This is a genomic window from Pseudolysinimonas kribbensis (assembly GCF_030161895.1).
GTDB lineage: Bacteria > Actinomycetota > Actinomycetes > Actinomycetales > Microbacteriaceae > Pseudolysinimonas > Pseudolysinimonas kribbensis.
On sequence record NZ_BSVB01000001.1, the window covers coordinates 477,892 to 491,370 of the forward strand.

Consider the following 13,479-nt stretch of genomic DNA (forward strand, 5'->3'; position numbering starts at 1 on the left):
GGTACGCCAGAATCGGTCTGTCATGGACCTCATCGGCAAAGAGCGGGATCGTCTCCTGCAGCGCGCCGCCCGGGTCTGGGCGCTCAGCTTCACCTTCGTCTCGTTCGTGTGCATCGTGCTGCCGGGAGCGATCGACCGCGACACCCTGTTCGTCTGCCTGCCGCTGTACCTCGCGCTCGGGGTGTTCCAGATGCTCATGGGGTGGATGCGGCCGGTGCCGTGGGCGCTCCTGTCCGCTGCCGCCGGCATCGGCATCCTGGTCGTCGCCGCCCTCCTGCCGAGCGCGCCGCCGTCGGTCGCCGGCGAGTCGGCCCTGCTCGAACTGGGCGCCGCCGCCCTTCCGGCGATCGCGCTCGTGCTGCTGACCTCGTGGTGGCGGATCCTGCTGCTGATCGTCGCGTTCCTCGGCGTCGTCGTCGCGGTCGAGCTCGGCGTGCCCGAGCTCGGCACCGGCCTGCGCTCGGGGGCCCTCGTGGTCGTCGGCTGGGTGCTGGCCTCTCTCGTCGGCGCGTGGATCCTCGCCGCCGTCCCGCAGGCCGGCAAGCGCATCGCGAGCATCGGCCGCGCCCACCGCGCGGAGCGCCAGGCGAGCGAGCTCGAGGCGCAGCGCCGGCAGGGCGCCCGGCTGCTGCACGACACCGTGCTCGCGACCCTGACCCTGCTCGCCCACTCCGGCGTCGGGGTCTCGCCCGACGCCCTGCGTCAGCAGGCGAGCGAGGACGCCCAGCTGCTCCGGCAGCTGCGGCTCGGCGCCAACTCGAACGTGCCCGAGCGGGTCAGCACGACGACCTCCCCGTGCCCGTCGCCGACGAGCCGGTGCTCGGCACCACCCTCGAGTCGGTGAAGCAGCGCTTCGGGCGCATGGGACTGCAGGTCAGCTGGCACGGTACCGGGCAGGTCCTACTGCCGAGCCACACGCTCGACGCGTTCCTCCTCGCGCTGGCCGAGTGCCTCGAGAACGTGCGCCGGCACTCGGGCGTGACCGAGGCCCACGTGACGATCACCGACGACGACACGATCGTGCGCGCCCTCGTCACCGACGCCGGCGTCGGATTCGACATCGCCGACATCGATGAGGCCAAGCTCGGCTTCACCGAATCGGTGGTCGGCCGCCTGCGGGAGGTGGGCGGCAATGCGCGCCTGTTCTCCGCTCCGGGATCGGGCACGACCGTCGTGCTCGAGGTGCCGCGCACGGAGGTGAGCGCCTCGTGACCTTCTCGCAGCCCGAGGAGAACACCCTCGGCGCCATCGTCGGCAATGCGCGCCGCCGGGTGACGAACACGGCGCGCCGGATCGGCCGGGCGAGCGCCCACCGCGGAACGCTCGGCACGGCCTTCCTGGGGCTCGGGGCCGCCATCATCGTCGGACTGCGCGCCGTCTACGGGATCGGGTGGTTCGCGGCGCTCTGGGGCAGCTATCCGTTGCCCGCCTTCGCGGTCGCGGCCTGGCTCGTGCTGATCGCCGTCATCGTGCTCGCGGTCGTGGCGCTGCGGGCGATCGGCGATCAACTGCCCGACTGGATGTTCGCGGTCTTCCTGTTCGGCGTCGCCGCGGCGACCGCCCTCGACATCACGGCGGTCTGGGATCTCCACGACATCGGCCGCAACGCCCAGGCGGGGCTGGCCGCCGGCATGGCGCTGCTGCTGCTCGTGGCGCAGCGCGGCCGGGCCGAGCTCGTGGTGTCGACGAGCGTGCTCGGCGTCGGCATCGCGATCGCCATGTTCCTCGACGCGCCGACCGACCGGCCGGTCGACGCCGCCTGGATCGCCCCCAGATCACCGGCCTCGCGATCGCCGTGCTCCCCACGATCATCGGCGTGGTGGTGGTGGAGACCTTCCGGCGGCTCGTGCAGCTCGAACTCGACCGGGTGCTCGTGCAGAGCACCGTGCAGGCGCCGCGCTTCGCGGTCGGCATGCTCGCATCCGAGGAGCTGGCCCGTCTCGATCTCGCCGCCGAGGAGCTGCTGGTCTCGGTCGCCGACCGCAAGGTCGTGCTGCCGCTGATCCCCAAGAATGCGTCGATCGCGGCTCAGCTGGCGACCGAGCTGCGCCTGCACCTCATCGAGGGCCGGCGCGAGACCTGGCTCTACCACGCCGTCAGCGAGTCGGAGATGCTCGGCAAGTCGGTCACCCTCATCGACAAGTCCGCGCTGGCCGGGCTGCTCGACCCCTCCCAGCGCGATGGCCTGCTCTCGACCGCCTGGCTGCTCGTGAGCGAGAACCTCAAGCCGAGCCAGGGCCGATCGCTCACGATCCAGCTCGGGCCGGTGGCTCCGGGAGGCGAGGTGCCCGACCACAAGATCCTCGTGCCGATCACGATCACCTCCACGGGGATCGCTCGGAATCGTGTCGACTCGGGCGTCTGGGACGCCCTGAGCCGGGTCGGGCGTTACTCTGACTCCACCCAGGACGCGAGCCTGCGCGTCGACATCCAGTGTCTGGTCGACAATCCCGCCGACCAGGAGATCCGCAGTGAGGAGCGATCGTGACACCCATCCGCGTCGCCATCGTCGATGACCACAAGATGCTTCTGGGTGCGCTCACGGAGTGGATCCGCAGCGCCGCGAGCGACATCTCCATGGTGGCCGCGGTCACCACCTGGCCGGAGCTGCTCACGCATCCGGAGTTCCCGGTCGACGTCGTGCTCCTCGACCTCGACCTCAAGGACAACATCCCGGTCGCGCTCAAGATCTCGACGCTGAAGACCACGGGCGTGCGCACGGTGCTCATGAGCACCTACTCGGAGCCGAACGTCGTTCGCGAGGCCCTCGCGGCCGGGGCGCTCGGCTACCTGGTCAAGAGCGAGGACGCGGTCATGATCGTCGAGGCGATCCGGGCGGCGTCGCAGGGCGAGAGCTTCATCTCCGCCGAACTCGACCTCGCGCTGAACGCGGGCGACATCGGCGGCGCGCCGAAGCTGAGCGCCCAGGAGCGCCGCGTGATGGCGTTGTACGGCGGCGGCGAGCCGGTCAAGTCGGTCGCCTACCAGCTCGGCATCTCCGAGGAGACCGCCAAGAGCTATCTCAAGCGGATCCGCGAGAAGTACCGCGTCGCGGGCATCGATGTCGGCACCAAGGTCGCGTTGCGCAAGCGCGCGATCCAGGACGGCATCCTGATCCAGGACGCGCCCACCGGGGCGTTCTAGGACTCCAGCGCGCGCTCGAGGCGCTCGACCTTGCCGGTGAGCTCGCCCGTGCGCCCCGGCCGGATGTCGGCCTTCAGCACGAGCGACACGCGCGTGCCGTAGGCGCCCACGGCCTCGGTGGCGCGGCGGACGACGTCGAAGACCTCGTCCCACTCCCCTCGACCGTCGTGAACATCGCGTCGGTGCGGTTCGGCAGGCCCGACTCGCGGACGACCCGCACGGCTGCGGCCACCGCGTCGTGCACGGAGCCGTCCTCCTCGGCGGCGGGGCCGCCGGAGGGGGCGACGGAGAAGGCGACGAGCATCAGGACTCCCTTTCGCGAGATGGGCCGAACGGCCAGACGTCCGGCAGCCACTGCCCATCCTCGTCCTGGGTGAGGGTCGGCGCAGCAGCCGCACGAGCAACGCCAGCGCCCAGGCGAACAGCACGAGCAGCAGCAGGTTGCGGGCCGTGAGCACCGCGAGGATCAGCGGCTGCAGGCGCAGGACGTCGTCGTAGAAGAACGGGTAGACGAGCTGGGTGAGCGCCGCCGTCACCAGGGTGAGCAGCGCGGGGCCGGTGAACGGCATCCCGCGCCCGGTCGCCCGCACCGCGAGCCCGAGCACGATCGGCACCGCGAGCCAGCCGATGTACTGCGGCGACCCGACCTTGTTGGCGACGATGAGCGCCGTCGTGAAGCCGAGCGTCAGGGCGGGCAGCAGGTCGGCTGCGGACGTCCCGCGACGGGCGATCAGGATGCCGAGCACGAGCACGGCCCCCACGGCCACCACCAGCAGGGGCGTCGCGAGCGCGGCGGTGGCCGGGACGCCCGCGCCCTGCACCTGGTAGGTCAGGATCGTCGTGTCGTAGTAGACCGACACCGGCCCGCCCGGATGGGCGGCCGCGATCCACAGCCAGGGCGTCGCGAGGCCCGCCTCGATCTGCAGCCCCCGGCCGGACTGGGCCGTCACGAACGAGAACACGTGCGCCCCGCCGCCGAGCAGCAGTGCTCCCGCCACGACCACCGCGGAGAGCACGAGCGCGCCGAGTGCGACGTCGACCCGGCGCCGGAGCGCGACGACGGCCGCCGCGACGAGCGCGGCGGGCCACACCTTGATCCAGGCCCCGACGGCGAGCAGCACCCCGGCCGCGCGCGGCGCCCGCACCAGCAGCAGAACGCCGACGAGAGCCGCCGCCGTCGCGAACGAGTCGATGCGGGTCAGCGCGATCGGCCCGAGCAGCAGCAGGAGCGCCAGCCACCACCAAGCGGCGAGCGCGCCGCGTCGGTCGCGGCCGAAGCCGGTGACGAACGCGAACGCGACGGCATCCACGACGAAGACGAGGCTGAGCCAGGTGGGGGCGATCCGGTCCGGCCCGAACAGGTTCGACGCGATCATCGGCGGCAGGGCGAGGATCGGGTACACCCACGACGTCTGGATGCCCACCCAGACGTGCCGCGACAGCCCCTGTTCGATCCATGCCGGGTAGATCGCGCGCACGTCGCCGATGCCGGTGCCGTTCGGGAAGCCGAGCGCGACCGCCCCGACGACGAGGTGCACGACGACGAACGCGATCCAGAGCGGCACCGGATGCGTCAGCAGGCGATGCGCCCGCCGGCCGGCGCCGCGCCTCATGCGGCGAGCAGACCGGCGATGACGCGGGGCAGCTCGGCGGCGAGGTCGAGCACCGTGAGCGGTCCGCCGGCGCTCGCGCGCTCCGCCGCGAGGCCGTGCAGCACGGCGCCCGTCGCGGCGAGCGGGGCGATGGTCTCCGGCTCGTCGGCGATGCGCTTCGCGTGGGTCGCGAGCAGCGCACCCAGGATGCCGGCGAGCGCGTCCCCGGCGCCCGCCGTCGCGAGCCAGCTCGGGGCGTTCCGCACCCGCAGCATGCCGCCGTCGGGCGTGGCGACGTGCGTCGTGTGCCCTTGAGCAGCACGGTCGCGCCGAGCGACGCGGCGGCCGCCCGTGCGGCGCCCTCCGGGTCGGCGCGAACCTGCTCGACGGGACGACCCACCGCCTTGGCGAGCTCGCCGGCGTGCGGCGTGAGCAGCGCAGGGCCTGCGGCACGGTCGTGCAGGTCGAGTGCGCCGGCGTCGATGACGACCGGCACCTCTTGCGCGAGCGCGGCCTTCAGCCATCCGGCGGTGCGCTCGTCGCGCTGCGCGGCGTCCTGCCCCGAGCCGAGCACCCACGCCTGCACGCGGCCGTCGACGGTGACCGCCTCGGGCCGGCGCGCGAGCACCAGCCGGGTCGGCCGCCCGGTGCCGAGATAGCGGATCATGCCGACGCCCGTGCGGGCCGCCGCCTCGACGCCGAGCACGGCCGCGCCCGGGTACTGCGCCGATCCGGTGACGAAGCCGACGACGCCGCGGGTGTACTTGTCGTCGTCGGGACCGGGGACGGCGATCCAGCGGGCGGCCTGCTCGGGGCCGAACAGGTCGTCCATGCAGCCACGATAGTTTGGCGGGGTGGCCATCAGCATCCCCGGCAAGGTCGTCGTCTTCGACTACGGGGAGGTGATCTCGCGCACCCCGGCCCCCGGCGCCCAGGCCGAGCTCGCCGCGCTCGCGGGCACCGACCTCGCGACGCTGCAGGAGGCCTGGCTGCGCCACCGGCACGAGCTCGACCACGGCACGCTCGGCGTCGTCGAGTACTGGCAGACGATGGCGCGCGAGCTCGGGACGGAATGGGGCATCCGGCGCATCCACGAGCTCTGGGCGCGCGACTTCGCGAGCTGGTTCACGCTCGAGCCGGAGACGGGCGATCTCATCGGCGAGCTCCACGACGGCGGCACCCGGATCGCGCTGCTCTCCAACGCCGGCTTCGACTACGGCGACCCGTTCCGGTTCTGGCCGCTCGGTTCGCTCATGGAGCGGGTGTTCGTGAGCGCCGAGCTGGGGCTGCTGAAGCCCGACCCGGAGATCTACCGCCGCGTGATGGACGAGCTGGGCGTCGGGCCGTCGGGCACGGTCTTCGTCGACAATAAGGCGGAGAACGTCGACGCGGCCGCCGCGCTCGGCATCACCGCGCACCATTTCACCGGCGCCCCCGGCCTCCGGACCTTCCTCGAGGGCCTCGCGGAGGCGGCGGCGTGACCGTGCTGTTCGACCCGTTCCCCGTGCGCGACGTGACGGCGCGCAACCGCATCTGGGTCGCCCCGATGTGCCAGTACCAGTGCCATGCGCTCGACGGGGTGCCGACGGACTGGCACCTCATGCACCTCGGCCAGTTCGCGCTCGGCGGCGTCGGGCTCGTGCTCACCGAGGCCACCGCGGTCGAGGCGATCGGCCGCATCAGCCCGCGCGACACGGGCATCTGGAACGACGAGCAGGTCGCCGCGTGGCGCCGCGTCGTCGACTTCGTGCACGCGCAGGGGGTGCCCATCGGCATCCAGCTCGCGCATGCCGGGCGCAAGGCCTCGACCTGGGCGCCGTGGGGCGAGGACGGTCGGCGCGGCCACGTGCCCGAGGCGGATGGCGGCTGGCCCGCGGTCGCGCCCTCGCCGCTGCCGTTCGGCACGCTGCCGGCGCCGCGCCAACTCACGCCCGACGAGGTGGCCGCGCTGCCCGTGACGTTCGCCGACGCGGCCGAGCGGGCGATCGCCGCCGGGTTCGACCTCGTCGAGGTGCACGCCGCGCACGGCTACCTCCTGCACCAGTTCCTCTCGCCGCTCAGCAACCGGCGCGACGACGCCTACGGCGGCTCGGCCGAGAACCGCGCGCGCCTGCTCGTCGAGGTGGTCCGCGCCATCCGGGAGCGCGTGGGCGACCGGATGCCGGTGCTCGTGCGCTTCTCGGCGAGCGACTGGGCGCCCGGCGGTCTCGATCCCGAGGAGGTCGGCCGCATCGCGGGATGGGCGCGGGGGCCGGCGCCGACCTGGCCGACGTGTCCTCCGGCGGACTCGTCGCCGACCAGCGGATCGAGTCGGCCCCCGGCTACCAGGTGCCGTTCGCGACGACCGTGCGGCGGATCGGCGGGCTGCCGGTCGGCGCCGTCGGACTGCTCACCGATGCGCACCAGGTGGCCGGGATCGTCGACTCGGGCGCCGCCGATGTCGTGCTGCTCGCCCGGGAGCTGTTGCGCGACCCGCATTTCGCGCTGCGCGCTGCGCGCGAGCTCGGCGTCGACCTCGCGTGGCCGGGGGTGTATGAGCGGGCGAAGCTCTCGCCGCGCTAGCGTCGCGTCGCGTCGTTGATCTGACCGACGAGCTCCTCGATGATGTCCTCGAGGAAGAGCACGCCGAGGGTCGTCCCGTGCTCGTCGAACGAGCGCGCCAGGTGCGCTCCCGAGCGCCGCATCATCGCGAGCGCGTCCTCGAGGTCCATGTCGCGGAACACCGAGATCAGCTGCCGGATCCGCTTCGGCGGCACCGGCTCGTCGAATTCGCCGTTGTCGAGGTCGATGACGTCCTTGAGGTGCAGGTAGCCGGTCGGCTCGCCGGCCTCGTCGACGAGCGGGTAGCGGCTGAACCCGTGCTGGGCGACGGCCCGCTCGACGTCGACGGGGGTCGCGTCCTCGGGGAGGGTGACGAGCTGTTCGAGCGGGAGGGCGACATCCCGCACCGACTTGGTCGTGAACTCGAACGCGTTGCCGAGCGCTCCGGTCGCATCGGTCAGCACGCCCTCCCGGGTGGAGGTCGCGACGATCGTCGCGACCTCGTCGACCGTGTAGGCGCTGGTCGCCTCGCTCTTGGGCTGGACGCCGAACAGACGCACGACGCCGTTCGCGATCGCGTTCAGCGCCCACACGATCGGCCGGAAGACCGTCGCCCACGCGACCAGCGGCACGGCGAGCACGAGCGCGGCCCGGTCGGGGATCGAGAACGAGATGTTCTTGGGGATGGTCTCGCCGAACACGACGTGCAGGAACGAGACGAGCAGCAGGGTCACGATGAAGGCGATGGTCCCGTTGACCTCATCGGCCCAGCCGGTCAGCTGCAGCGGCACCTCGAGCAGCCCGTGGATCGCCGGCTCCGAAACGTTGAGGATAAGCAGCGACGCGATCGTGATGCCGAGCTGCGTCGAGGCGAGCATGAGCGTCGCGTGCTCCATCGCCCAGAGCGCCGTCTTGGCGAACCGCGAGCCGGCGTCCGCCCTCGGCTCGATCTGCGAGCGACGCGCGGCGATGATCGCGAACTCCGCCGCGACGAAGAAGGCGTTGACGACGAGCAGCACGACGAGCCAGACGAGGCCCCACCAGTTGGCCGGGTTCACCGCCGCTCCCCTGCTCCTGCGCGGCGGTGCCGCCGTCGGCCTCCGGATCGGGCGTGAACCGGATGCGGTCGATCCGCCGTCCGTCCATGCGCTCGACGCGGAACACCCCCGCCGGCACCGTCACGGCGTCGCCCACCCGGGCGACGCGGCCCAGTTCGCTCATGAGCCAGCCGGCGACGGTCTCGTAGGGACCGTCCTCCGGCACGCTCACGCCCGCGCGCTCCTGCAGCTCGTCGGGGCGGAGGGCACCGGGGAAGGTGATCCAGTCGCGACTGCGCACGACATCCGGGCGACTGCGGTCGTGCTCGTCGGACACCTCGCCGACGAGTTCCTCGACGAGGTCCTCGAGGGTCGCGACGCCCGCCGTGCCGCCGTACTCGTCGACGACGATGGCCATCTGGTAGCCGCGGCCGCGCAGCTCGCCGAGCAGGGTGTCGAGACGCATGGTCTCCGGCACCCGGAGGGCGTCGTTCGCCAGCGCCGACACCGGCACCTCGGCACGACGCTCGCGCGGCACCGCGACGGCCTGTTTGATGTGCACGAGGCCCGTGACGTCGTCGATGTCGTCGTCGATGACCGGGAAGCGCGAGAACCCGGTGCGGCGCGCGAGCTCGACGACGGCCTGCGCGCTCGCGGAGCGGTCGATGCTGGCGACCCGCGGTCGGGGCGTCATGACGTCGGAGGCGTCGTGGTCGGAGAACGCGAGCGTGCGCGCGAGGAGGGTCGCGGTGTCGCGGTCGAGCGCGCCCTCGCTCGCCGATCGGCGCACGAGTGTGCGCAGCTCCTCAGCCGTCCGTGCGGAGCTCAGCTCCTCCTTGGGCTCGATGCCCACAGCCCGCAGCACGCCGTTCGCCGACCGGTTCAGCACCCACACGAACGGCTTGAACACGGTCGAGAACCCCAGCTGGAACGGGATGACGATCTTCGCCACCTGCCGCGTCACGGAAAGGGCGAGGTTCTTCGGAACCAGCTCGCCGATGATCATCGACAGCAGCGTCGCGATCGCGACGGCGACGATCGACGCGACCGGCAGCACCGCCCCGGACGGCAGACCCAGGCCCCGGATGGCGGGCGTCAGGAACGACCCGAACGCCGGCTCCAGCGTGAACCCGGTCAGCAGCGTGGTGAGCGTGATGCCGAGCTGCGCGCTCGAGAGATGCGTCGAGGTGTGCCGCAGACCCCGGATGACGGGCCCGAGCATCGTCTCCCCGCGCGCTTGGCGCGCCTCGAGATCCGCACGCTCGAGATTCACCAGGGTGAACTCGCTCGCCACGAAGAACCCCGTGCCGACCGTCAGCACCAGCCCGATCACGAGCAGCACGACGTCCCAGCTCATCGGAGGCCGCGTCGAGACGGAGGGTCGTCCATGATCCGGGCAGTCTACCGAGACTGCTCCTCCACGCCCGTGACGAGAATCCGAGAAATGCCATGTCGACCGTGCGGAGATAGACCATGATCCACGCCGTCTAACGATCGCCTGGAGCAGTGCTCGGGTGGTCGTCGGTGCCGGGGGTTCGTCGGGGCACTCTCGAAACGCCATGTGAATAGCGCCTCATAGTGAGGCGGGGTTCACATCGCGTTTGTAGAGGTACCTGTCCCTACAGGCCCGATTCCAATTCCCACCCCGCGCCCACACGCCGATCCAGGGCGCTCCGGCGGGTGGAGCTCAGTCGAGCCGGAACGGATCGTCGCGGGGACGGCCTCCTCGGCGACCCAGCGATGGTCGCCGTCGCCCTCATCCTCAACCGTGTCGTCGAGCCAGGGCTCCTCTGCGTTGCGTTCCGGCCATGGCCACGAGGGTCGGGGCCCGCGGCTGCGGCGCGCAGCGGAGTCGATGCGGTGCGGCCGCCGTGCGGGCGGCGCGTCGACGAGGTACGGCCAGCCGTAGTGGTGCTCCCAGCGCTCGCGCAGCGCATCGATCTCGCGCTCGAGGCGGTCCATGGCGCCGGGATGGAGCCGGTACATCCGGGATCCCCCTCCTGGCGGGTGATGACGAGATGCTCGTCCCGGAGGGTGCGCAGGTGGTGCGACACGGCCGTGCGGCCGATGCCGAAGTCGTGCATCGCCATGTCGGTGAGCTCGGCCACGGCGTGCTCGCCGGTGGCGAGCGTCTCGAACAGCAGCCGGCGAACGGGATCGGCCAGCATCGCGAACATGTGCATCCGCGCCACGCTAGGCGCAGCGGCGCAACGCTCGTCGCCCGCCCGCCGGAGTGGTGGACGATCGCGCGTCAGGCGCCCGCGGGGTACAGGCGCTCGTGAACGCCCTCCTCGCGCATCGTCCACAGCATGTCCGCGAGGAGCACAGGATCGGCATCCGGGAAGGGAGCCACCGGGCGGCCGGCCGCTCTCGCCTCGGCACGGGAGGCGTGGAAGGGCGTCCCCTCGATCGCCGCTCCGATGTAGAGCCGCCCCACGAAGACGCCGCGCGGGCCGACCTCGGCCTCCAGCGACTGGAGGTAGTTGCGCTGCGCGGCGAGCACGGGGCCCGGCCCGCTCATCCCCGGCAGACCCCGGACGGCGGCCATCCCCTGTGCCACCAACACTGCTCCCGCGCCGCGCTCCAGCATGGCGGGCAGGAACGCATGCACCATCGCGACCGGGGTGTACAGCGCCAGCGCCAGGTAGCTCGGGAAGGCATCCGGTGTCAGATCGGCGGCGGGGGTGAAGCCGGCGTTGGTGCCGCCCGGCTGGGACGCGAAGTACAGCACATCCGGATCGCCGACCTCGTCGCGGATGCGGCCGATCAGGTCGGGCAGGGCACCGGTGTCGCCGAGATCCGCGGTCAATGTCACCGCGCGACCGGGCAGGTCGGCGGCGATCCGGGCGAGGTTCTCCGCGCGACGGCCGACCAGCACCGCCGCGTACCCCTCACGGGTGAAGCGGGCCGCGACGGAGCGGCCGAGACCGGGTCCGGCACCCAGGATGACGATGGATGAAGCCATTGCTGCTCCTTCGAGACGTTAACTTGACCCTAGGATCAATTTGACGGTGTCGTCAAGTTGGTATCGTGCCGGTGTGTCCTCGTCACCGGCGCCCGCCTCCCCGCCCCGCCGCGCCGACGCGCTGCGCAACGAGGAGCTGATCCGGCGGGCCGCGATCGAGGCGTTCCACGGCCGCGGTCTCGACACGCCGCTCGAGCAGATCGCGGCGGCCGCCGGGGTCGCGAAGGGCACCATCTACCACCGGTTCGGAGGTCGCCAGGGGCTCGTCGACGCCGTGATCGGCGAACTCGTCGGCGCCGAGATGGACCGGATCGCCGAGGTCGCCGAGCGCACCGCCGACCCGTGGGAGGCGCTGGCCGGATACATCCGCGACCGCCGCGACCTGCACTACCGCGAGCCGGCCGCCGTCGACGCCCTCCTGGCCAGCCGGCTCGACTCAGCCGCGCTCCGCGGCCTCGCCGAGCGGGCGAGTCGTACGAGCGACGGTCTCATCCGCCGAGCACGGGATGCCGGTGTGCTCCGCGCCGACTTCACGACGCCGGACCTGTACCATGCCGACGTCGGCAACGGCCTCGCCCTGCGTCGCCTGCCGCTGCCTACGCCCGCGGACTACGAGCGCCGGACGCGCATCTTCCTCGACGGTCTGCGGCCTCCGGGTCACCACCCGACGGGGAGCGGCTTGCCCTCCTCGTAGCCCGCCGCGCTCTGGAGACCCACGGTCGCGCGCTCGTGGAACGTCTCGAGGTCGGTCGCCCCCGCGTAGGTGAACGAACTGCGCACCCCCGAGGTGATCATGTCGAGCAGGTCCTCGAGCGAGGGGCGCAGCGGGTCGAGGTAGATCTTGGAGCTCGAGATGCCCTCCGCGAAGAGCTCCTTGCGAGCCAGCTCGTAGGGATCGAGACGTCCGAAGCGATCGTGGACGGCCTTCGTGGATGCCATCCCCCAGCTCTGCTTGTACAGGCGCCCATCCGGCGCGGTCTCGAGCCGGCCCGGCGCCTCGATGGTGCCCGCGAACCAGGACCCGATCATGACCGAGGCGGCGCCGGCGGCGAGCGCGAGCGCGACGTCGCGCGGGTAGCGCACACCGCCGTCCGCCCAGACGTGCGCGCCGAGCTCGCGGGCGGCCTGCGCGGTCTCCAGCACCGCGGAGAACTGCGGACGTCCCACGGCGGTCATCATGCGCGTCGTGCACATGGCGCCCGGACCGACCCCGACCTTCAGGATCGTCGCACCCGCCCCGACGAGGTCGCGCACGCCGTCGGCGGTGACCACGTTGCCGGCCACGATCGGGATGCCGAGGCCGAGGCCGCTCACCGCGTCGAGCGCGCGCAGCATGCCCTCCTGATGCCCGTGCGCGGTGTCGACGACGAGCACGTCGACACCCGCGTCGGCGAGCGCCTTGGCCTTGCTCGCGACATCGCCGTTGATGCCGACGGCCGCCGCGACCCGCAGCCGGCTGCGGGCGTCGAGAGCAGGGTGGTAGAGCGTGCCGCGCAGTGCGCTGCGGGGGCTCGTCGTGCCGACGATGCGGCCGTGCCGCTCGACGAGCGCGAAATCGATGCCTGCGGCCGACATCCGGTCGAAGGCGGATCGGGGTCCACGTCCTCGTCGTCGAGTTCCGGGATCGCGCCGTGCACCAGGTCGCCGAGCCGGGCATCCGGCAGCGCCGTCGCCAGCCGGGTGGCGGGGACCGCGCCGTACTCCACCTCGTCCTCGCGCAGCACGATGCCGTGTCCCTCGGCGGCGGGCAGCAGGGCCAGGGCGTCGGCGACGGTCGCCGACGGCGGGAGGGTGAGCGGGGTGTCCCAGTGGACCGGCTGCTCCTTGACCCAGCGGATCGCGGCATCCAGCTCCTGCAGCGGCAGATCCTGCGGCAGCACGCCCAGACCGCCGCGGCGGGCGAGGGTCGCGGCGAGCCGCGGCCCGGTGACCGAGTTCATGTTGGCGGCCACGATCGGGATGGTGGCACCGGTGCCGTCGCCGGTCGACAGGTCGACGTCGAGGCGGCTCGAGACGCCCGATCGGGTGGGCACGAGGAAGACGTCGGAGTAGGTGAGGTCGTGCGGCGGTCGCTCACCCAGGAATCGCATGCCTCCACGGTATCCGGAAGAACTCAGGAACTTCCGGGGCGTGCCCCACTCGGGCGACGGCGGGATCCCGCCGGGATGGTTAAACTCGTACACGTTTGTCGACGCAGAAA

13 protein-coding genes and 5 pseudogenes are annotated in these 13,479 nt (G+C 72.2%); 11 read left to right on the forward strand and 7 right to left on the reverse strand.

The genetic code is table 11. The features are described 5' to 3' along the window. Positions 1 to 22: 22 nt before the first annotated feature. Genes QQK35_RS02660 through QQK35_RS02680 form a run of 5 tightly spaced genes read left to right on the forward strand, consistent with a single transcriptional unit; the run spans position 23 to position 3,144 of the window. The gene (locus QQK35_RS02660) at positions 23 to 844 is read left to right on the forward strand and encodes a sensor histidine kinase (RefSeq protein WP_284252664.1); all 822 of its coding nucleotides are present in this window, start codon (positions 23 to 25) and stop codon (positions 842 to 844) included. Next, positions 796 to 1,212, forward strand: coding sequence for a sensor histidine kinase (locus tag QQK35_RS02665; RefSeq protein ID WP_284252666.1), 417 nt, complete (start codon positions 796 to 798; stop codon positions 1,210 to 1,212). Before QQK35_RS02660 ends, QQK35_RS02665 begins: the two co-directional genes overlap by 49 nt. Continuing rightward, entirely contained in the window at positions 1,209 to 2,003 is a 795-nt protein-coding gene (locus tag QQK35_RS02670) for a hypothetical protein (RefSeq protein ID WP_284252668.1), read from the forward strand. The genes QQK35_RS02665 and QQK35_RS02670 overlap by 4 nt, the downstream gene beginning before the upstream one ends. Then, on the forward strand, positions 1,913 to 2,488 hold the full coding sequence (locus QQK35_RS02675; RefSeq protein ID WP_284252670.1) for a hypothetical protein: 576 nt from the start codon (positions 1,913 to 1,915) through the stop codon (positions 2,486 to 2,488). The genes QQK35_RS02670 and QQK35_RS02675 overlap by 91 nt, the downstream gene beginning before the upstream one ends. Beyond that, positions 2,485 to 3,144 carry a response regulator transcription factor gene (locus QQK35_RS02680; RefSeq protein ID WP_284252672.1) on the forward strand — a complete coding sequence of 220 codons (660 nt, stop codon included), beginning with the start codon at positions 2,485 to 2,487 and terminating at the stop codon, positions 3,142 to 3,144. Before QQK35_RS02675 ends, QQK35_RS02680 begins: the two co-directional genes overlap by 4 nt. Here QQK35_RS02680 and QQK35_RS02685 read toward each other — a convergent pair. Next, positions 3,141 to 3,448: pseudogene (locus tag QQK35_RS02685) on the reverse strand (thiamine-binding protein). The gene QQK35_RS02680 and the pseudogene QQK35_RS02685 sit on opposite strands and share 4 nt — an antisense overlap. A 215-nt stretch (positions 3,449 to 3,663) precedes the next feature. Here QQK35_RS02685 and QQK35_RS02690 point away from each other — a divergent pair. Together QQK35_RS02690 and QQK35_RS02695 are read left to right on the forward strand one after the other, a co-directional pair. Then, complete coding sequence (locus QQK35_RS02690) at positions 3,664 to 3,972, forward strand: hypothetical protein (protein WP_284252675.1); 309 nt, start codon at positions 3,664 to 3,666, stop codon at positions 3,970 to 3,972. A gap of 264 nt (positions 3,973 to 4,236) precedes the next feature. Next, the gene (locus QQK35_RS02695) at positions 4,237 to 4,611 is read left to right on the forward strand and encodes a hypothetical protein (protein ID WP_284252677.1); all 375 of its coding nucleotides are present in this window, start codon (positions 4,237 to 4,239) and stop codon (positions 4,609 to 4,611) included. A 142-nt stretch (positions 4,612 to 4,753) separates the two neighbouring features. Here QQK35_RS02695 and QQK35_RS20200 read toward each other — a convergent pair. After that, positions 4,754 to 5,604 (reverse strand): annotated as a pseudogene (locus QQK35_RS20200) (ADP-dependent NAD(P)H-hydrate dehydratase). On the opposite strand from QQK35_RS20200, the gene QQK35_RS02710 reads away from it, so the two are divergent. Then, positions 5,591 to 6,217 carry an HAD family hydrolase gene (locus QQK35_RS02710; protein ID WP_284252681.1) on the forward strand — a complete coding sequence of 209 codons (627 nt, stop codon included), beginning with the start codon at positions 5,591 to 5,593 and terminating at the stop codon, positions 6,215 to 6,217. The pseudogene QQK35_RS20200 and the gene QQK35_RS02710 sit on opposite strands and share 14 nt — an antisense overlap. After that, a pseudogene (locus QQK35_RS02715) lies at positions 6,214 to 7,298 on the forward strand (NADH:flavin oxidoreductase/NADH oxidase). Before QQK35_RS02710 ends, QQK35_RS02715 begins: the two are co-directional and overlap by 4 nt. On the opposite strand, the gene QQK35_RS02720 reads toward QQK35_RS02715, so the two are convergent. The 3 genes and pseudogenes from QQK35_RS02720 to QQK35_RS20205 all read right to left on the reverse strand — a co-directional run bounded on the left by QQK35_RS02720 (position 7,295) and on the right by QQK35_RS20205 (position 10,422). Beyond that, positions 7,295 to 8,335, reverse strand: a complete 1,041-nt coding sequence (locus tag QQK35_RS02720; protein ID WP_284252682.1) for a hemolysin family protein — start codon at positions 8,333 to 8,335, stop codon at positions 7,295 to 7,297. The pseudogene QQK35_RS02715 and the gene QQK35_RS02720 overlap by 4 nt on opposite strands. Before the next feature lie 10 nt (positions 8,336 to 8,345). Beyond that, positions 8,346 to 9,671 (reverse strand): annotated as a pseudogene (locus QQK35_RS02725) (hemolysin family protein); the annotation flags it as partial. A gap of 262 nt (positions 9,672 to 9,933) precedes the next feature. Beyond that, the gene (locus QQK35_RS20205) at positions 9,934 to 10,422 is read right to left on the reverse strand and encodes a helix-turn-helix domain-containing protein (RefSeq protein WP_431311833.1); all 489 of its coding nucleotides are present in this window, start codon (positions 10,420 to 10,422) and stop codon (positions 9,934 to 9,936) included. Between QQK35_RS20205 and QQK35_RS02730 the strand changes: the two genes are divergently transcribed. Beyond that, positions 10,333 to 10,596, forward strand: a complete 264-nt coding sequence (locus QQK35_RS02730; protein WP_284252684.1) for a hypothetical protein — start codon at positions 10,333 to 10,335, stop codon at positions 10,594 to 10,596. The two genes, QQK35_RS20205 and QQK35_RS02730, sit on opposite strands and share 90 nt — an antisense overlap. On the opposite strand, the gene QQK35_RS02735 is transcribed toward QQK35_RS02730, so the two are convergent. After that, positions 10,566 to 11,279 carry an SDR family oxidoreductase gene (locus tag QQK35_RS02735; RefSeq protein WP_284252686.1) on the reverse strand — a complete coding sequence of 238 codons (714 nt, stop codon included), beginning with the start codon at positions 11,277 to 11,279 and terminating at the stop codon, positions 10,566 to 10,568. The genes QQK35_RS02730 and QQK35_RS02735 overlap by 31 nt on opposite strands. Before the next feature lie 73 nt (positions 11,280 to 11,352). Between QQK35_RS02735 and QQK35_RS02740 the strand changes: the two genes are divergently transcribed. Next, complete coding sequence (locus QQK35_RS02740; protein ID WP_284252688.1) at positions 11,353 to 11,973, forward strand: TetR/AcrR family transcriptional regulator; 621 nt, start codon at positions 11,353 to 11,355, stop codon at positions 11,971 to 11,973. On the opposite strand, the pseudogene guaB1 reads toward QQK35_RS02740, so the two are convergent. Beyond that, a pseudogene (guaB1, locus tag QQK35_RS02745) lies at positions 11,937 to 13,369 on the reverse strand (GMP reductase). The gene QQK35_RS02740 and the pseudogene guaB1 sit on opposite strands and share 37 nt — an antisense overlap. Positions 13,370 to 13,479: the final 110 nt, after the last annotated feature.